Annotated in this window: 13 protein-coding genes; 1 reads left to right on the plus strand and 12 read right to left on the minus strand. The window is 71.0% G+C overall.

Annotated features, from left to right (window positions below; genetic code table 11):
• Positions 1–26 precede the first annotated feature (26 nt).
• The 9 genes from WMF14_RS11195 to WMF14_RS11235 all read right to left on the minus strand — a co-directional run bounded on the left by WMF14_RS11195 (position 27) and on the right by WMF14_RS11235 (position 10,034).
• Positions 27–2,489: a hypothetical protein gene (locus WMF14_RS11195; RefSeq protein WP_437800735.1), complete on the minus strand. Its 2,463-nt coding sequence runs from the start codon at positions 2,487–2,489 to the stop codon at positions 27–29.
• Positions 2,490–2,633: 144 nt separating this feature from the next.
• The gene (locus WMF14_RS11200) at positions 2,634–3,899 is read right to left on the minus strand and encodes a trypsin-like serine peptidase (RefSeq protein WP_437800737.1); all 1,266 of its coding nucleotides are present in this window, start codon (positions 3,897–3,899) and stop codon (positions 2,634–2,636) included.
• A 284-nt stretch (positions 3,900–4,183) separates the two neighbouring features.
• On the minus strand, positions 4,184–4,759 hold the full coding sequence (mnhG, locus tag WMF14_RS11205) for a monovalent cation/H(+) antiporter subunit G (protein WP_272101615.1): 576 nt from the start codon (positions 4,757–4,759) through the stop codon (positions 4,184–4,186).
• Positions 4,756–5,022, minus strand: a complete 267-nt coding sequence (locus WMF14_RS11210) for a monovalent cation/H+ antiporter complex subunit F (RefSeq protein ID WP_437800739.1) — start codon at positions 5,020–5,022, stop codon at positions 4,756–4,758. The genes mnhG and WMF14_RS11210 overlap by 4 nt, the downstream gene beginning before the upstream one ends.
• Positions 5,019–5,492, minus strand: coding sequence for a Na+/H+ antiporter subunit E (locus WMF14_RS11215; RefSeq protein WP_437800741.1), 474 nt, complete (start codon positions 5,490–5,492; stop codon positions 5,019–5,021). Before WMF14_RS11215 ends, WMF14_RS11210 begins: the two co-directional genes overlap by 4 nt.
• Positions 5,489–7,000 (minus strand): proton-conducting transporter transmembrane domain-containing protein, encoded by a 1,512-nt coding sequence (locus WMF14_RS11220; protein ID WP_437800743.1) that lies wholly within the window; start codon positions 6,998–7,000, stop codon positions 5,489–5,491. Before WMF14_RS11220 ends, WMF14_RS11215 begins: the two co-directional genes overlap by 4 nt.
• Positions 6,997–7,344: a Na+/H+ antiporter subunit C gene (locus tag WMF14_RS11225; RefSeq protein ID WP_272101619.1), complete on the minus strand. Its 348-nt coding sequence runs from the start codon at positions 7,342–7,344 to the stop codon at positions 6,997–6,999. Before WMF14_RS11225 ends, WMF14_RS11220 begins: the two co-directional genes overlap by 4 nt.
• On the minus strand, positions 7,341–7,760 hold the full coding sequence (locus tag WMF14_RS11230; protein WP_272101620.1) for a Na+/H+ antiporter subunit B: 420 nt from the start codon (positions 7,758–7,760) through the stop codon (positions 7,341–7,343). The genes WMF14_RS11225 and WMF14_RS11230 overlap by 4 nt, the downstream gene beginning before the upstream one ends.
• 3 nt (positions 7,761–7,763) lie before the next feature.
• Positions 7,764–10,034, minus strand: a complete 2,271-nt coding sequence (locus WMF14_RS11235; protein ID WP_437800745.1) for a putative monovalent cation/H+ antiporter subunit A — start codon at positions 10,032–10,034, stop codon at positions 7,764–7,766.
• 211 nt (positions 10,035–10,245) lie between these two features.
• Here WMF14_RS11235 and WMF14_RS11240 point away from each other — a divergent pair, with 211 nt between their 5' ends.
• The gene (locus WMF14_RS11240) at positions 10,246–12,012 is read left to right on the plus strand and encodes a hypothetical protein (RefSeq protein ID WP_437800747.1); all 1,767 of its coding nucleotides are present in this window, start codon (positions 10,246–10,248) and stop codon (positions 12,010–12,012) included.
• Positions 12,013–12,036: 24 nt separating this feature from the next.
• Here WMF14_RS11240 and WMF14_RS11245 read toward each other — a convergent pair whose 3' ends face one another.
• From WMF14_RS11245 to WMF14_RS11255, 3 genes are all read right to left on the minus strand, one after another.
• Positions 12,037–13,719 (minus strand): response regulator, encoded by a 1,683-nt coding sequence (locus WMF14_RS11245; protein ID WP_437800749.1) that lies wholly within the window; start codon positions 13,717–13,719, stop codon positions 12,037–12,039.
• A 72-nt stretch (positions 13,720–13,791) separates the two neighbouring features.
• On the minus strand, positions 13,792–16,611 hold the full coding sequence (locus WMF14_RS11250; protein WP_437800751.1) for an ATP-binding protein: 2,820 nt from the start codon (positions 16,609–16,611) through the stop codon (positions 13,792–13,794).
• A gap of 56 nt (positions 16,612–16,667) precedes the next feature.
• On the minus strand, positions 16,668–17,684 hold the full coding sequence (locus WMF14_RS11255) for an ABC transporter substrate-binding protein (protein WP_437800753.1): 1,017 nt from the start codon (positions 17,682–17,684) through the stop codon (positions 16,668–16,670).
• Between the last annotated feature and the right edge of the window lie 239 nt (positions 17,685–17,923).

A 17,923-nucleotide genomic window follows, 5' to 3' on the forward strand; every position in this document is an offset into this window, starting at 1 on the left:
GACGGCCGCTCCCTCGCCGCCCGCGCTCACAGAGGCCCCGCCGCCGGCGCGCTTCGCCCAGGCACGAGCCCGAGCACCCGGCCCCCGTGGCCGAGCGCGGCCCAGGCGTGCTGCACGTAGTCGATGCGGATCCGGGGAGACGCCATGCTCTCGCTGAAGCCCCCCTCGATGATCACGTCGCGGCTGCACGCGAAGCAGGTCGCAGGCGACCACTGCTGCCGCACGAGGAACTCGAGCACCCGTCGCATCGACGCCCGGTCCCGCGAGAGGTCCTCGCCGCGCGCCTCCTTGACCGCCATCGCCGCGGCCAGCGCCTCGCCGAACCCCGCCGTCGCCGTGTTGTGCGGCGGCAGCACGTTGCCGAACCCGTACCCGCCCACGAGATCGGGCGTCACCCCGCTGTCCTCGTCGAGCACGAGCCGCGACTTGAACGCCACGTAATCGAGGCAGAACCGCTCGTAGTCGTCGCGGCGGTGGTGCCCGAGCGCCGCGCGCGCCGCGAGGCAGTGCCAGTTCTCCTCCATGTACACGAAATCACTGGCGAAATGATCCCAGTAGCGGTTCGCGTAGTAGTCCATGGCGCGATCGACGGCCGCGCGCACGGCGGCCGCGGGCGGGAGCTCGGGGCTCGGCTCGCGGGCGGCGAGCGCCTCGAGCAGCGTCAGCGCGAGCACCGACTGGCCGCCCTCGTAGAGCTGCGTCGGGCCGAGGACGGGCGCGACGCGCGCGAGGTCGAGCTGCGGCGCGAACCCGCCGTCGTCCCGCTGCGTCGCGAGCACCATGCGGGCGAGCCGCCCGATGAGCGCGTCGTGGGCGCGCGCGTCGTGGATGCCGTCGCGGCACGTGAGGAACGTGACGAGGGTCAGCGCCGTGGGGTTGAGGCTCGCGATCGTCCCGGGGCTGTCCGCGGGGTAAAAGAGCGCGCCGACGGAGTTGCCTTCGCCGGCCCTGCGCTCGAGCTTCGCGAGCAGCCCGAGCGAGCGCTGCACCACCTTCCCGAGCTCCGGCGTTGCTGTCGGGTCCTCGGCGCCGACCCCGAGCTCGCACAGGGCGAGCGTCGTGCCGGCCTGCCGCGCGATCGAGAACCCGTCGAACGAGGCGCGCCCGGTGAACGGGTCGACGATGTAGCGGAACATGCCGTCCTTCCGCTGCGCCCCGAGGATGTAGCGCTGGGCAGCGGCCGCCGCCTGCTGCGCGGTCGCCTCGGTGAGCGGGACCGACGGCTCTCCGAGCCGCGACAGGAGGTGGAGCGCGCCCTCGCCGTCGACGGCATAGCTGAGCGTCTCGATCCGCGCGAGGCCGTCCTGCAGCGCGGCGCCGCCGGCGCTGTGGCCGCCGCGCGGCTCGGGCTCGCCGAGGGCGCGGCGCAGGACCGCGAGATCCACGCCGAAGCGGAAGTCGGGGACGCCGGCCAGCGGCGCGTTCGTGTTGAACGCGTCGAGCGCGATGAGCTGCCACGGCATGAGGCACCGCTCCGCGAGGCAGAGGCCGTCCAGCCCGGGGCGCAGCGACAGCCCGTCGAGGCCCGGCCCGGGGGAGGCGAGCGGCTGCGCGGCCGAGACCACGTCGATCTTGAGCGGGCCGCGCAGGGCCTCGGCGAGCGCGCCGCGCAGCGCCGCCGCGGCGTCCTCGCCGGGGGCGGGCTGGAGGCAGCGGGTCGCGACGGCGGCGCGCTCGGGGTCACGGCCGGGGGCGAGGTGGGTGACGACGAGTGTGGGGCGGCCGGGCTCCGGGGGCGCGGCGCACGCGGCCGGCGCCGTGGTCATGAGCGAGGGCGCCTTGGCCGGCGGCGGCGGCGGCGGAGGGAGCGCGTCGAAAGAAGCGAGCGCCTCGCGCAGCGCCGCCCCGGTGCGCGACGGCGCGCCGCCCGGCACGGGCACGACGTCGGCCTTGGCGACCCGGTGACGGACGAGCAGCGAGAGCGCGGCCAGGACCATCAGCGCGGCGAGCGCGGCGAGCGCGGGCGAGGGCCGGCGCTTCGGGCGCAGCAGGCGGAGGCCGCCGGTCGAGGCGACGCCCCAGCACGCGAACGGCAGCGTGAGGAGCGCGACGACCGCCCAGACCGCGAGCAGCGCCGCCGCGATGCCGGTGCCGAGGCCGCGGTTCAGCGAGGCGACGTAGACGGCGGAGGACAGGAGCTCGAAGCTCAGGAAGGCGAGGTAGCCGAGCGAGCAGAAGGACGCCGCCCGGAAGGCGCGCGGCGCGAGCGGGTGGGCGAGGAGCGAGAGGACGGCGGTCGCGGCGTGGAGCAGGGCGAGCGCGGCGGTGACCACGGCGAAGAGCGTCCACGGCCGGAAGGGGAGGGAGAGCGCGGCCCAGGCGAAGACGGGGGCATGCAGGGCGCTGAGCAGCCCGACGGCCCAGCGGCGCGTGGGCGGGCGCGGGGAGGCAGCGCCGCGGCTGGCGAGCGTGGGGGATTCGGGGATCGGGGGGGCGCTGTCCTCGAGCGGCTCCGAGGGCGCGGGGGGATCGGTGTCGGGCGCCTGCATGGTGCGGCGACGCTTAACACGGCGCCTGGCGCGCACGATCGCCGCCGTCGCTCGAGGGCGGCGCGAGGGGCGGGCGGCCTCAAGGCGCTCGACGCCGGCGCCCTTGGCCTGGAGCGACAGGGACGCGACACGACGTCGTCCGACTCAATCGGTGGCACAGCGGATGAGGCCGCCGGCATCCGCGCAGATCGCGGACATCTCTGTTCCCCCGTTCCTGCAGGAGAGCCAAGCGACGTCGGCGAGGTGGTGGAGGCCGAACGCCCTGCCCGTGCCGGCGTCGATGATCGGCGACCCGCTCGAGCCCCCTTCGCTGTCGCACGAGTAGCCGATCTGCGATCCAGAGACCGTGCCGGAGTAGGTCTGATCGATCGCGTCGATCTGGCAGCGGAGGGTATGTGCGTCATCCCTCCAGAAGCCGATCTCTTTCGGGCGCCCACCCGGGTGCTGAATGAAGTTGATGGGGTTGCCGACGCTGGGTGCCTTCGTTGTCGGTGTGAGCACGCCCCAGGTCGTCTGAGGGTTGCCCGGCAGCCTTATCAGCGTGTAGTCGAGGCCGCCTCTGGAACGGGTGCGGGTCCGGCTGTTCGTCTTGACGAGGGAGCCGCCCATGACGCTCTCGCCTGCCGCCACCGTCGGGCCTCCGCAGGCCGTGTTCTGGTAACCAAAGCGGGTCTCGAGCGTGGTTGCCTCGTCCTGGGTGCTGATGCAATGGTTGTTGGTGATGAGCGTGGTGTTGCGGTCGTCCCCGGTTGCGACCAGCCACCCCGTGCACAGGTACATGCCGGTGCCGCGGGCGAAGAGCAGCCGCGCCACAGGCCTCTGCTGGAGGTCGAGCTCCGGGTGACACGCGATGTTCTCGCGACCCTCCGTGGCACACACGATGTCCGGCGTGCCTCCGCCGGGCCTCCTCGCGAGGGATGCGCTGCCCGGCGTCGCGTCGCCCGATCTCAAAGAAGCCGGAGCGAGCGCGATCGTCCCGTGGCCGATGTCCGCGATCGAGAACCCGTGGCCACCGCCGCTGGTGCTGTGCAGCTCGACGATCGCCGTCTCGCCGTCGACGGCGAACGCCCAGACGTCGCCGTCCCCGTTCGGGCCGCGGTCTTCATACCGGAACGACTGCGTGCCGTCGGGGCTCGAGACGGTGACGTAATCACCCTTCGCGAGCGAGAAGTCGTTGAAGTGCACGCGCACGAACGTGGCGCCCGGCGAGGTGATCGCCTGTTTCCAGCCACCCGCGTACGGGTGGGACGTCTCGGCCGCGTACGCGATGACGTCACCCGCCCGGAGCGGACCGGGCGCTGTCTCGAGCTCGTCTGGGTCGTCGGCTCCGCCTGCGCCGGGAGCGTCCACGTTCCCGGCACACCCCGTGAGCGCGAGGAGCGACCCAGCGACCAGCATCATTCTGTTCATTACAACCCCCCTTCGTCCCGGCTCGCCGCATGGAAGCGGCGCAAGCGGACGAACCGCATAGGATAGGATAGGATGACGAGCCTGGCAAACACGCCTGCCCGCCGAGCGCCGGGGTAGTCGATCGGCGACGCCTCTCCAGGAGCGACAAACGGGTTGAAGCTGCCTGAAAAGCGCGAAATTTTGACCGCCAAGGCGCCAAAAGACACCAAGGTATTTTATTGTTCTCATGGCGTCTTATGGCGCCTTGGCGGTTAATTGCTCGCTTGAGCAACGTGATCGGTATTCTAAGCCTCGAAGATCTCGCGCACGCGGCCGAGCTCTGCCGGCTCCACGAGCACTTCGAGCCTGTCCCCGGCCTCGAGGATCGTCTGGCCCCGGGGCACGACCGTCCCGCCCTCCCGGTGAACGGCGCGAATGAGCACGCCGGCAGGCAGGCCGAGCTCGGCGATACGCTTGCCGACGACGGCGGCCCCGGGCACGAGCTCGAACGTGCGGGTCCTCGGCTCTGTGCCGGCGAGGGTGTGGGTCGTCGGATCGTAATGCGCCGCGAGCTCGTTCACCACGGTCTCCGGCGAGAGGGGCGTGCTCGTCGTGTAACCGGCGCGAGCGAGCAAGTGCGTCGCCACGGGCATCGTCAGCGCCACGAACGCGATGATGACGATGGCCCGGGTGGTGACCGCCGGGTCGTAGAAGTGAAGGGCGGAGGCCGAGATGATGCACGTCATCCCCAACACCGAGGCCTTCGATGTCACCTGGAGGCGCGTGAACAGGTCCGGCATGCGCAGGATGCCCACGGCCGCGAGCAGCATGAAGACGCATCCGATGACGAGGAGCGCGCCCTCGACGAACTCGAGGATCACGACGTCTCCCCCTGTCGCTCGAGGTAGTACGCGAACGCGATGGTGCCGAGGAAAAAGATGAGCGACAGCACCATCACCGCATCGAGGAGGACGCCGCGGTCGGTCACCATCGCGTAGAGGGCGATGCCCCCGCTGCCGACCGTCGCCATGAGGTCCATGGCGACAACGCGGTCGGGGAGGCTCGGCCCGAGCAGGAGGCGGATGAACGCGACGACGAACGCCACCGTGACGACGGCGATCGCGACGAGCAAGAGCGGGGTCACCGGAAGAGCTTCTTCACGCGGCGCTCGAGGTCGCTCTTGATGGTCGCGCGCAGCGCGTCGGCGCTGTCCACGAACATCGCATGGACGAAGAGGACCGTGCGGTCGCCCGAGACGTCGAGGCCAAAGGTGCCGGGCGTCAGGGCGAGGAGGATCGTCAGCACGGTGATCTCGAGATCGGTCGTCAGATCCAGGGGGACCGCGACGATGCCGGGGCGGCTCTTTCGCCTGAACGAAATGACGTCGCGGGCGACCCTGAGGTTCGCCCGCACCATCTCTCTCGCATAAAAGAGCATGAACGACAGCACCCCTGGCAGCTTCTCGAAATAGGTCGTGGGGCCGATCAGGCGCCGGAGCCAGAGGAGCAAGAGGTACCCGAGGAGGAAGCCGAAGACGAGGCCCCCCGCGGTGGTGCGGCCGGTCAGGCCCACCCAGACGATCGCCAGGAACAGATTGAGAACGAGGGCTCTCATGGGCGACCCTCCCCCAGCACGGCGTGCACGTAGTCGGTCGGATCGGCGAGCTGCGCGGCGGCCCGCCGGACGACGGCGAGGAGCGGCTCGGGCGCCATCCCGAGCGTGACGCCCAGCGCGGTCAACAGGACGACCGGCAGGTACAGGAGCGCGCTACGCCGCGCCCCGCTCTCGCGCGGGGCGAGGTCGGCCCCGGCGGGCGCAGGCTTCCAGAAGGCCTCGTTCCATATCTTCGTCATCGAAATGAGGGTGACGAGGCCGACGGCGAGGCTCGTGGCGACGACGGCCGCGGCCCCTCGCGAGCCGACCTCGAGCCCCGATCGCACCAGGATGAGCTTGGCCCAGAACCCCGACAACGGCGGCATGCCGGCGAGGGAGAGGGCCGTGACGAGGAAGCAGGCGGAGAGCCCGGGGCTCCGCGCGAGGAGCCCGCCCTGGAGGTCGAGGCGGGCGTCTTTCCCCCCGGATCGCATGATCCCGCTGATGAGGAAGAGGTTCGACTTGATGATGGCGTGGTGCAGGATGAAGAAGATCGCCCCCGAGAGGGACGACAGCGTGAACAGGCCGAGGCCCATGACCATGTAGCCGACCTGGCTCACGCTGTGGAACGCAAGGATCCGCCGGACCTCCCGGTGGGACACCGCGCCGAGCACGCCGACGGCCATGGTGAAGGCCGCGATCCCGAGGAGGAGCGCGTGGGTGGTTTCCCCGTCGCTCACGAAAAGGAGGGTGAAGCTACGCACCAGGGCGTAGACACCCACCTTCGTCAAGAGCCCCGCGAACAGCGCGGTGACCGTCACGGGAGGCGTGTGATACGAGTCCGGCAGCCAGAAGAAGAGGGGGAAGACAGCCGCCTTGATGCCGAACGCGACGAGGAAGATCATCGCGAGGGTGAACCGGATCGGCGGCGCGAGGCTCGGCAGCTTGAGCGAGAGATCGGCCATGTTGAGGGCGTGCACGGATCCGTAGAGGACGCCGAGGCCGGTGAGGAAGAGGGCGCTCGAGATCAGGTTCATCGCGACGTACTTGATCGCGCCCTGCATCTGCGGCCGCTCGTTGCCGAGCACGAGGAGCACGAAGGACGCGATCAGCGTCACCTCGAACCAGACGTACAGATTGAAGAGGTCGCCGGTGACGAAGACCCCGTTCGTCCCCATGAGGAGCGCGTGCATGAGCGGGTAGAACCCGTGCTCCCGTCGTTCGCGGTCGATGTCCGACAGGGAGTAGAGCGACGTGACGACGGCGATGACGCCCGAGAGCAGGACCATCAGCGCCGAGAAGAGGTCGACCACGAAGGTGATGCCGTACGGCGCGGGCCAGCCTCCGAGCTGGGTCGATTGAATGCCTCCCCGGTGCACGGCGCGGAGCAAGGCGACACCGACGGCGAGCTGAAGGACGCTCCCGATGAGCCCGAGCGCGCGCTGCCTCGCCGCGCGCCGGAAGGAGAGGAGCGAGAGGGCCGCCGTGGTCAGGGGGACGAGGACGGGCAGGACGAGGAGCACCTTCATGGGCGGGTCGATTCGAGAGAGTCGATATCGTCGCTGCCCATCGTCCGATGAACGCGATGAAGGAGGACGACGGCGAACGCGACGACAGCGAAGCTGATGACGATCGCCGTCAGGATCAGCGCCTGGGCCACGGGATCGGCCGGCGGCGCGTGGAAGGCCCCTTCCCCCTTGGGGATCAGCGGGGGACGGCCGCGGACGACGCCGGCTGCCGTGAGGATGAGGAGGTTCGTACCGTGCCCGAGCAGCACGAGGCCGAAGGCGAGCTTCACGATGCTGCGCCGGAGCATGAGGAACAGCCCCGACGCATAGAGCCCGCCGACGACGATCGCGAGGAGGACCGTCATGAGCTCATCTCCGCGGCCATGAGGAGGATCATGAGCACCATGCCCATCACGGCGGCATACACGCCGACGTCGAACAGGACCGGCGTCCCCACCGCGACGTCGCCGAGCCCCGGCACGGGGACGGTCGCCCACACGCCTTGCAGGAAGGAGCCGCCGGCGACGAGCCCGACGACGCCCGAGAGCAGGATCGTCGAGAGTCCGAGCCCCATGAGCGTCTGGGGCGCGACGCGGAGCAGCTGCCGCGTCGAGGGGACGTCGTACGCGAGGATGTGGAGCGAGAACGCCGATGCAATGATGAGCCCGCCGAGGAACCCGCCCCCGGGCTCGTCGTGGCCGCGGAGGAGCGCGTAGATCGAGACGATGATCAGGAGCACCATCAAGACCGGCGTGGCGGCGCGCAGGATGACGGAGGGCATGGCTCAGGCCCCCTTCCGCGTGCGGGTCGCGAGCAGCGCATAGACCCCGATCCCGGCCACGCAGAGGACCGTGGACTCGCCCAGCGTGTCCATCGCCCGGAAATCCACGAGGATCACGTTGACGATGTCCCGCCCGTGGGCCTCCGGGTATCCCTTCGCCACGAAGAACTCGCGCAGGATCGGCTCGGGGGAGAGCGTCGACGACATGAGGATCAACAGGGTCACCGTGACCCCGAAGATCGCGGAGACGATCGCGTCCGGGATCCACACGCGCGCGGAAGATCGGGGCACGAAGCGCGGCAGGTGGTGCAGGACGAGGACGAAGATGACGACCGTCAGCACCTCGACCATGATCTGCGTGAGCGCGAGATCGAGCGCGCTGAAGATCACGTAGACGAGCATGACGCAGAGGCCGATCGCGCCGAGCGCGGCGACGACGGCGAGGCGCGATTGCGTGCGCGTCGCCATGGCCGCGGACGCGAGGATCACGCCCGCGAGCACGAGCTCCGGGAGCGCCACCGTGAGCGACGGGATCGTGAAAGGGAGGCTCCGGAGCAGGGGCGTCCCGACGAGCACGACCGTCGTCAGGACCGTGACGAGCAGATAACGGCGCAGATGCCCCGTCTGGAGCCGCCCGGTCAGCCACTCCGCGAACCGGAGGAGCCCCGCGAAGGCTGCGTCGTACACGCGCCCGGGGCCCCAGGCTCCGAGGCGCTCGGCGGCGTGGAAGAGGCGCCCTTCGCGGCCGGAGAGGACGCGGAAGAGCTCGAGGCCGGCGACGAGGGTCGCGGCGCTGAGCCCGAGCACGGGGGTCAGGCCGTGCCACAGGTGCAATTCGAGCGGCGCGGGCCGGCCGAGGATCGCGGTCGCCGCCGCGCTCGGGAGGTCGCCGAGGAGCCGCGGCGCCACCCCGAAGACGAGGCTCGCCGCCGCGAGCGTGGCAGGCCCGAGCCACAAGGACGGCGGCGCTTCGTGGGGGAGCGTGGGCGCCGCCGGGGAGCCGCCGAAGAAGGGGCGATAAGCGACGACCAGGCTCACCACGACCAGGAGGGCGCTCGCCAGGACCGCGGCCCCGGCGAGGACCGCCGTCAGCGAGGGCGGCGAGAGGACGGCCTCGTAGAAGAGCTCTTTCGACAGGAAACCGAGGAGGGGCGGCGCCCCCGCGCTCGAGATCGCCGCCAGCACGGCCGCCGTCGCGGTGATCGGCATCCGCCGCGCGAGGCCCCGCAGACGGGTGACGTCGCGGGTCCCGGTCTCGTGGTCCAGGGTCCCCGCGGTCATGAAGAGCGCGCCCTTGTACAGCGAATGCGCGACCAGATAGACAACCGCCGCGGAGACGGCCGCCCGGGTCCCGATGCCGAGGAGCATCGTGAGGACGCCGAGCACGCTCACGGTCGAATAGGCGAGGATCCGCTTGAGATCCTCCTGCGTGACCGAGAGCGCCGCGCCAACCACCATCGTGGCGGCGCCGAAGCCCGTCACGACGAGGTACCATTCGCGCGTCGCGCCCAGCGTGGGATGCAGGCGCGCGAGCAGATAGACGCCGGCCTTCACCATCGTGGCAGAATGCAGGTAGGCGCTGACCGGCGTGGGCGCCTCCATCGCTCGAGGGAGCCAGAAATGAAAGGGCACCTGCGCTGATTTCGTGAACGCTCCCGCGAGCACGAGGAGCAGGATCGGCAGGTAGAGGGGGCCTCCGCGGACGACGTCCCCCGAGAACCGCGAGATCTGCGTCTCTCCCGTGACCACGACGAGGAGGACGAGGCCCGCGAGCATGGCGAGCCCGCCGCCGCCCGTCACGAGGAGCGCCGTCAAGGCGGCTTTGCGCGCCTCCGGCCGCTCGTGGTCCCACCCGATGAGGAGATACGAGCTCACGCTCGTGAGCTCCCAGCACACGAAGAGGAGAATGACGTCGTCGGCGAGCACGAGGCCCGCCATGGACCCCGTGAACAGGAGCAGGTAGGCGTAAAACCGCCCGAGCCGCGGGTGCGAGCGCAGGTATCCGCTCGCGTACACGAAGATCAGCGCCCCGATGCCGCAGATGAGCCCGAGGAACACGAGCGAGAGCCCATCCAGCCTCACCGCGAGCTCCACGCCGAGCGACGGGATCCACGGCAGCGACGTGGGATGGGCCTCGGCGACGAACGCAGTCGCGAACACGAGCACCTGGAGCGGGAGCGCCGCGAAGAGCCAGCCGGCCGGGCGCCCGAGCCCGCGATAGAGGGCCGGCGCCAGCAGCGCTCCGACGAACACGCTCAGGACAGCCCACAGCATCGCAGCAGGTTCCCCTTCGATGCCGGCGAGGGGCCGAGGCGTTCGAGCTTGCGGCCTACCGGGCGAGCTCGACGCGCTGTTTGCCCTCGCTCCCGCGGCGCCGGCGAGCGCGACCGGGCGAGCGCGCCGTGCCGAGCAGCCCGCCTCGTTGCGGCTGCGCGCTCGGTGGCTGTGCCGCGATGCGCGGCGGGCGCAGAGCATCGGATGCGGCATGGATGCGCAGCGCGCAAAGGCGAGGCCCGCCGCCCGCCGCCCGCTCGCGGCGCTGCTCCTCGCAGCGCTGCTCCTCCTGGCGAGCTGCGGCCGGGCGCCCGCCGCCCGCCGGGTGGAGCCGCGCGTGCGGGCCGTCCTGGAGGCGCACGGCGCGCCTGCGCTCCAGGCGCCGCTGGCCGCGGAATCGGTCCCGCTGCTGCTCGTCGCCGACGCCGCGCCCGCGCCCGCGCCCGCGAAGCGCCCGCCGGGAGCGGCGCCGCCGGCGCCGGAGGCCGTCGTGTCGGCGGCCGTGCCGTTCGCGCCGGGCGCGCTGCGCGACGTCCGGTTCATCCGGCTGCGCGACGCGCGCGGCGCGGCGGTCCCGCTCCGCGCGAAGCCGCTCGCGGTCTGGCCCAGGGGCGGCTCGATCCGCAGCGCGCTCCTCGTCTTCGGCGCCGCGCTCGCGCCCGGAGAACGCGCGATCTACACGCTGGATTTCGGCGCCCCTTCGCCATCATCCCCCTCGCAGCGCGCCGACCACCCACCCACCCAGGCGCCCCCGGCCCCCCGGCTCACCCAGGTCCCGCAGCCCTTCCAGGTCCCTCGGGCGGCCGTGCTCGACGAGGCGCTCTTGCCGAACCCGGACGGGCCCATCGCGGCCGTGCTGCCGCCGTCGTGGTACGCGGCGAGCCTGGTGTCCGGGCCGCAGCTGCCGGTGATGGACGATCGCCGCTTCCCCGGGTTCGAGGCCGGCATCGAGGGCGCGCTCGCCCGCATGACGCCCGCGTACGACGCGTACGGCGTCACCTGCTCGGCCCCGTACCGCACGTACTACGACGGCCCGCACGCGCTCTACCAGCGCTTCCTCCGCAACGGCGACGCCGCCCGCTACCGCCGCGCGCGCGCCGAGGCCGTCTGGTACCGGCAGCACGAGCTCAGGTTCTCGCCCGATCGCCGCCTCGCGGTCCACGTCTGCGAGCGGGAGGACTGGACCCCGGCGGCGCCCCTCTCCTGGCAAGTCCTCCGGCGCATGCTCGGCCAGGGCATGGTCGACGACTACCTGCTCACCGGCGATCCGGCGGCCAGGGAGGCCGTCCTCGCCATGGGCGAGGCCCTCCGGCAGAACCAGGCCGCGCTCACGGGCGGAAGGGAAGACGTGCTGCGCGTGACCGAGCGCAACATGGCCTGGGTGATGATGACCCTGTCGAGCTACTACGCGCTCGACCCGCGGCCGGAGCTCCTGTCGGCGCTGCGCGGGCTCGCGGATCGCACCGTCGCGTGGCAGCAGCAGGGCGCGTCGGGCGCGTTCGAGCACGACCTGACCCGCGCCGACCCGTCGGAGTGCGAGCGCGGCCCGCGCGGCGGCTCCCCGTTCATGACCGCGCTGCTCGTCGACGCGCTCATGGACTACCACGCGCTCACCGGCGACCCGCGGGTCCGCGACGTGGTCGCGCGCGCGGCAGATTGGCTCGCCGAGCGCGCCATCACCTCGGACGGGCGCGCGTTCCGGTACCTGTGGGGCTGCGAGACCGACGCGTACGACGACAGCGGGACGGCCGACCTCAACCTGCTGATCGTGCCCGTGTTCGGCGCCGCCTACGCGCTGACGCGCGATCCGCGGTGGATCGAGGTCGGCGACGCCCTGGCCGACGTCGGCGTGAAGGAGATGCTGGTGAAGGAGCCCAAGCACTGGAACCAGGCGATGCGCGCGTTCGGGCGCTACCTGGGGTACCGAGCGGCGCTCCCCGGCGCGGCGAGCGAATCGCAGCTCTCTGCCGGTCCCTGAGAGCGGGGCCCGCCCCGCCGCCCTTCAATGGCCGTTCCTGCGCCCGGGCGCGGGGCCGTTGCGGGCGTGCTTGCCGTTGACGTGCAGGCCCGCCCCGCCGTCGCCGGCTTGCTGGAGCGCATAGCCGATGCCGCTCTGGAGCGTCCCCTTGGTCACCACGGCGCCGAGATCGACGCCCAGATCGATGAGCGTCTGCGCCAGCTCCGCGCGGATGCCGGTGATCACCGTCTTCGACCCGAGCAGCCGCAGCGCCGTCGCCGTGCTCATCAGCGTGCTCGCGACCGCCGAGTCGAGCACCGTCACCCCGGTGACGTCGATGATGACGACCTTCGCCCGGTTCGCCTGGACGCCGTTCAGCGCCACCTCGAGCGCCTGCTGCGCTCGCGTGGAGTCGATCGTCCCGATGAGCGGCATCACCATGATGTGATCGGTGATCGGGATGAGCGGCGTCGAGAGCTCCGCGAGCCGGGCGCTCTGCGCCTCGATGACCTCCGCCTGGAGCGCGGCGCGCTCCTCCTCGGCCCGGGCGCGCTCCCCCTCGGCCCGGGCGCGCTCGACGAGCTCCAGCTGCAGGCGCTCGTTCGTCTGGCGGAGCTCCTCCGTCTGGCGCGCGACCTCGGTCTCCAGGCGCTCGTTCGAGCGGCGGAGCTCGGACGTCATCTCCGCCAGGTGCCCATAAAGCAGGGCGTTCTTCACGGCCACCGCCGCCTGGGAGGCCAAAAGCCCGAGCGTCTCCAGCTGCGCCGCGAGCAGCGGCTCCGGCGCCGCGTCGCCCTCGATGTAGAGGACGCCGATCAGCTCTCCCTGGCACATCATGGCCAGACAGAGGATCGACCTCGGCCCCTTCTCCGCGAGGTACCGCGCGTCCGCCGGGCGAGCGTCGCGGCTCGTGTCCCAGACGAAGATCGATTGCCGGGCCCTCGCGACCTCCTCCACGAGCGACACAGCGAGATCGACCCCCGGGCCCACCGGCGTCGAGAGCCCGAGCACCACCGTGTCCGGATCGCTCGTGATCGACGCCTCGATCACCAGCCCGGACTCGCGCGAGAGGACGAGGACGCACTTCCGCGCGCCGGCGTGCTCCAGCGTGAGCCGCATCAGCCGGTCGAGCACGTCGTCGAGGACGATCTCGCCCGAGACCGCCTGCGCCGCGCGGATGACCGTCGCCATCTGCGCCTGCGCCTGCGTGAGCCCCGCGAGCGCGCTCTCCAGCGCGACCGTGCGCTCTCCCACGCGCCTCTCCAGCTCCTGCGTGAGCCGCTGGAGGGCCGCCTCCGCCGCGATCCGCTCGTCCACCTGCGCGGCCAGGTGCATCGTCAGCCTCCTGAGCTTCGTGTGCACCCGGACGCGCGCGAGCAGCTCCTCGTCCAGGAACGGCTTGGCGAGGTAATCGACGGCCCCGAGGTTCAGGCCCTTCACCCGGTCCGCGGACAGGTCCGTGCTCGCCGTCATGAAGATGACGGGGATCGCGGCCGTGGCCGGGTCGCCCTTCAGCTGGCGGCACGTCTCGAATCCATCCATCCCATCCATCTTCACGTCGAGCAGGATGAGATCCGGCATCCCCTCCCTCGCGAGCCGCAGGGCGCGCGCGCCGTCCACCGCCACCGCGACCTCGAAGCCTGAGCCCGTCAGGGTATCGGACAAGAGACCGAGGTTCCTCGGGTTGTCGTCCACGATGAGTATCGTCCCGGCGTCACTGGCATCCATCGTTCTACCCTCCAGGAACAGGAAGCGCGCGCTCCCATCGCCACAACCAAGGCGCGCGCCGTCCAAGCAACGTCAATCGCGTAGGTGCATCTTGATGAAATCTTCAACGGCTTCCATCTTGAAATCCTGCATCAGGCGGCGCAGGTGCCTGCAAAACGGCGCGAGCTTCGGATCGGCGCGATCGAGCCTGTCGAGGTGCTTCTGGAGCTGGTTGAAGAGCCCTCTGTGCGCGAGATCGAAGAGGCTCCGCAGATCCTCGGCGGCGGGGGCGGTCACCTGCGGATCTGCGCCGCCGGCGAGCTCGGGTGCGCTCGGGTCGCGGTGGGCGTCGGCGGGCGCCTCGCCCATTGTGCCGGGATCGCCCTGCTGCTCGTAGATCCACGAGACCCCGAGGTGCCGCTGGATCTTGTCGAAGAGCTCCTCCAGCTGCAGCGGCTTCGGGAGGAAATCGTCGGCGCCCGCGGCCAGGCTCTTGTCCTGATCGGAAAGGAAGACGCTCGCGGACGACGCGAAGATCTTCAATCCTGCTCGATCCGGCGCCTTCCGGAGCAGCCGGATCATCTCCCAGCCGTCGAGCTCCGGCATCGCGAGGTCCGTGACCACCAGGTCGAACTCGCGCTCGGACGCCGCCGCGAGGCCCTCCTTGCCGTCCGTGGCCTCGGACGTCTCGAACCCGACGGACTGCAGCATCTTCACGAGCACCGCGCGGTTCTCGGGCTTGTCGTCGACCACGAGGACCTGCCGCCGCCTGCCCTCGTAATCGACGATCGCCGACGCGGGCCGGAGCGCCGTGGGCTGGGTTCGCCGGGGCGACTCGGCGAGGATCACGTCCATCCAGAACACGCTCCCCTTGCCGGGCTCGCTCCTCACCTCGATGGAGCTGCCGAGCAGCTTCATGATCCGCTGGCTGATCGCGAGCCCGAGCCCCGTCCCGTCGACGCGGCGCTTGCCGTCGCTGGCTTGCTTGAACGGCAGGAAGATCTGGTCGAGCTGATCCGGGCTGATGCCCGTCCCGGTGTCCTCGATCTCGAAGCGCACCCGGTGCGTCCTGCGCGGCGCGCTCTGGATCGCGGCGGAGTCCGGCGCGGAGGCGTGCGGCGGGCGCGGCCCGTCGCCCAGCCGCTTGATCGTGAAGGAGACGCCGCCCTTCTCGGTGAACTTCACGGCGTTGCCGAGCAGGTTGATCAGCACCTGCCGCAGCCGCCGCTCGTCGGCGACCACGTCGGTTGGGAGCTCGGGATCGGGCGTATACACGAGCGAGATGCCCTTCTCCTCGGCGCGGATGCGGCAGATCTCGGCCGTCGACCGCAGGAACGAGGGCAGGTGGAAATCGTTCGCGTGGGTCTCCATCGCCTGCGCCTCGATCTTCGCCAGATCGAGGACGTCGTTGATCAGCGTGAGCAGGTGGGCGCCGGAGCGATGGATGATGTCGATGCCGCGCAGGTCCTGCTCGCCCAGCCCCCGCGAGCGCCGGAGGATCTGCGCGTAGCCGAGGATGCCGTTGAGCGGCGTCCTGAGCTCGTGGCTCATGTTGGCGAGGAAGTCGCTCTTCGCCTTGTTGGCGGAGTCCGCGGCGATCTTCGCCTCCTTCAGCTCGGCCGTGCGCTGCTCGACGCGGTGCTCGAGCTCCTCGAACGACCCCTGGATCTGGCGCGCCATCTGGTTGAAGGCCTCCGCCAGCGTGCCCATCTCGTCGTGGGATCGCACCTCGACCGCGGTGTCGAGCCTCCCGCTCGCCAGCTGCGACGCCGCCTGGGCGAGGCGGGTGATCGGCCTCGTCAGGACCTGCGCCATCAGGACGGCGACCGCCGTGACGATCGCGGCGATCAGCGAGGCGAGCAGCAGCGCGTCGCGCGTCGTCTTCTCCTCGATGGGCTCGAGGAACGCCGCCTCCGGCCGCACGAACGCCACGGTCCACGGCGGCTTCTTCATGCCGTCGAAGGCGCTCACGCGCGCGAGGGCCACCGCGCTCATGGGGGCGTCCCTCGCGGCCATGCGGGCCCGCAGGAAGCGGCTCGCCGCCGAGGTCGGGTCCTGCTCGAGCTCGAACCGGCGCAGCCCCTCGTCGAAGGCCTGCACGTCGGTCGACAGCTCCGCGGGCGGCTTGTCCGGCAGCCGCCGCTCCGCCCTGAGCCGGCCTTCGAGGTCCGGGCCGAGCGGTACAAGCGACTTGAACACGAGCTCCGGAGCGCGGCCGTGCGCCAGGCGGACATGGTGCTCGTCGAGGAGGATCGCGAACGCGTCCGACGCCTTCAGGAGCTGCGTCTGGGAGAGGATGATCCGCTGGACGGCGGACAGGTTGTAGGTGCACCGGAGCACGCCGATCGTCTTCTTCTTGTTCAGCGCGTCGCGGACTGGGCTGCTGAAGACGAGCTGGGGCACCTCGCCGGCGAACACGACCGACGACGCGTAGGGCAGGCCCGTCTCCATCGCGCGGACGAAGTAGTCCCTCCTGGATTCGTCCCTCTCCGCGGGCGTCTGCACCGTGTCGAGGACGTTGTGCCCCCGCTGGTCGAGCAGCGCATAGGAGAGGATGTTGATCGTGTCCTTCCGGATGAGCCCGTGCAGCGTCCTCGACGCGAACGCATGCGCCTCGCTCCCGCTCCGCCGGTCCTCGTCGTCGAGGCTCAGGTAGCTGGTCAGGCCGGGCAGGCGGGCCTCGACGCGGACCGCGTCCAGGTTGCTCTCGACGAAATCGTCGACGCTGGTCGCGGCCTGCGACGCGGCCGCGGCGAGCGCCTGGTTGGCGCTCTCGGTCAGCACCGCCTCGTTGGTCCGCTTGTTCAGGAGCGTGAGGATCGAGAGCGGCGCGAGCGCGACCGTCAAGAGCGCCACGATCAGCTTCATGCGGAGGGTGATGAGCGGGGCCTGCTGCTGCATTGCGCGACTCATGGCGTTCGTCGAACCTCCGTGGCGATGCTGTCCAGGTGCTCCGCGGGCCGCGGCGATCACTCCCGGTTCGTGGCGGGCGGCAGGAACGACGAATCGAAGATGTTGTCGAGGTCCGGGCGGCGCCCCAGCTGCCCGTCCTGGACAAGGAAATCGATGTGCTTGTTGACGAGGGGGGCCAGCGACGTGGGGTCGTTGTTCGGGGCGAACCTCCGTCGGACCTCCTCCAGCGAGAAGAGCTCGTATCCGTCCGTGCTGATGTCCGAGGCCGGGATCTTGAGCGCCTTCGCGATGATCTCGTTGCCCTCCTGCGGGTGGGCCTTCCAGAACTCGACGGCCTGAAACCAGGCCCGGATGAAGGCGCGGACATCGTCGGGCCGGTCGCGCAGCACCGTGCTGCGGAAGAGCGTGAAGTCGGCGAACAGCCCGGGCGTCTCCTTGCTCGAGAAGACCGCCTTGGCGCCGGACTTCGCCGCCTGCGTGACATAGGGCTCCCAGGTGTGCCCAGCCTGGATTGTATTGTTCGCCAGGAACGGAGCGACGTCCGTCTCGCTCACGTTGACAAGCGTCACGTCGTCGATGGCGAGCCCGTTCCTCTCCAGCATCTCGCTGACCAGCATCTCGCCCATGGCGCCGGTCTTGGCCGCGATCTTCTTCCCCTTGAGATCGGAGATCGTCTGGATCTCCGGCCGCGCCATGATGACGTCGGCGCCCGCCGTCTGGCCGGAGTAGAGGACGACCCGCGCATCGGGCTCCCTCGCGAGGATGCGCACGACGACCTCCATGGTCCACGGCAAGCCGTCGACCTTGCCCGCCGTGAAATCGGAGATCATGCCGTAGAGATCCGGGTTGAAGACGAGTTCCACGTCGACGCCCTGCTGGTCGAAGAAGCCCTTCTCCTCGGCGATCGACAGCGGGAAGTACCCGAGCCAGTAGCCGTGGCTGAAGCGGAGCGGCGGCCGCGCCTCCTTGCCCCGATCGCCGGGCGACGGATCCGGCTGGCACGCCGAGGCGAGGACGGACAGCGCGGTGACCGTGAGCCAGCCGAGGGCGCGTCGCACAGCCGATGTCTTCATGGTCGGGGCTCCTTCCCGGGGCGTGCAGAGCGCGTGTCGAACGGGCGCGCGACGGGCTCCCGCCGCGCGCCGTGATCCCGGCGCCGAAACGACGGCCCGACTGCGAGGCCCCCCTGCATGTTGCGCAGCCTACCATGAACCGCCGCGGCGCCGCGATGCCCGGCGATCGGATCACGGCGATCCCGGGGCTGTCTCGAGGAGCGCCGACGCCGTCTGCCCGACAGGACTGCCTCGCACCG

Source organism: Sorangium sp. So ce693, assembly GCF_051521375.1.
Lineage (GTDB): Bacteria > Myxococcota_A > Polyangia > Polyangiales > Polyangiaceae > Sorangium > Sorangium atrum.

Coding starts and splice junctions, on each gene's coding strand:
- WMF14_RS11220 (WP_437800743.1), bottom strand. CDS start 7,000: ATGAAGGTGCTCCTCGTCCTGCCCGTCCTCGTCCCCCTGACCACGGCG.
- WMF14_RS11240 (WP_437800747.1), top strand. CDS start 10,246: ATGGATGCGCAGCGCGCAAAGGCGAGGCCCGCCGCCCGCCGCCCGCTC.
- WMF14_RS11195 (WP_437800735.1), bottom strand. CDS start 2,489: ATGCAGGCGCCCGACACCGATCCCCCCGCGCCCTCGGAGCCGCTCGAG.
- WMF14_RS11230 (WP_272101620.1), bottom strand. CDS start 7,760: ATGCCCTCCGTCATCCTGCGCGCCGCCACGCCGGTCTTGATGGTGCTC.
- WMF14_RS11245 (WP_437800749.1), bottom strand. CDS start 13,719: ATGGATGCCAGTGACGCCGGGACGATACTCATCGTGGACGACAACCCG.
- WMF14_RS11250 (WP_437800751.1), bottom strand. CDS start 16,611: ATGAGTCGCGCAATGCAGCAGCAGGCCCCGCTCATCACCCTCCGCATG.
- WMF14_RS11215 (WP_437800741.1), bottom strand. CDS start 5,492: ATGAGAGCCCTCGTTCTCAATCTGTTCCTGGCGATCGTCTGGGTGGGC.
- WMF14_RS11255 (WP_437800753.1), bottom strand. CDS start 17,684: ATGAAGACATCGGCTGTGCGACGCGCCCTCGGCTGGCTCACGGTCACC.
- WMF14_RS11225 (WP_272101619.1), bottom strand. CDS start 7,344: ATGACGGTCCTCCTCGCGATCGTCGTCGGCGGGCTCTATGCGTCGGGG.
- WMF14_RS11235 (WP_437800745.1), bottom strand. CDS start 10,034: ATGCTGTGGGCTGTCCTGAGCGTGTTCGTCGGAGCGCTGCTGGCGCCG.
- WMF14_RS11200 (WP_437800737.1), bottom strand. CDS start 3,899: ATGAACAGAATGATGCTGGTCGCTGGGTCGCTCCTCGCGCTCACGGGG.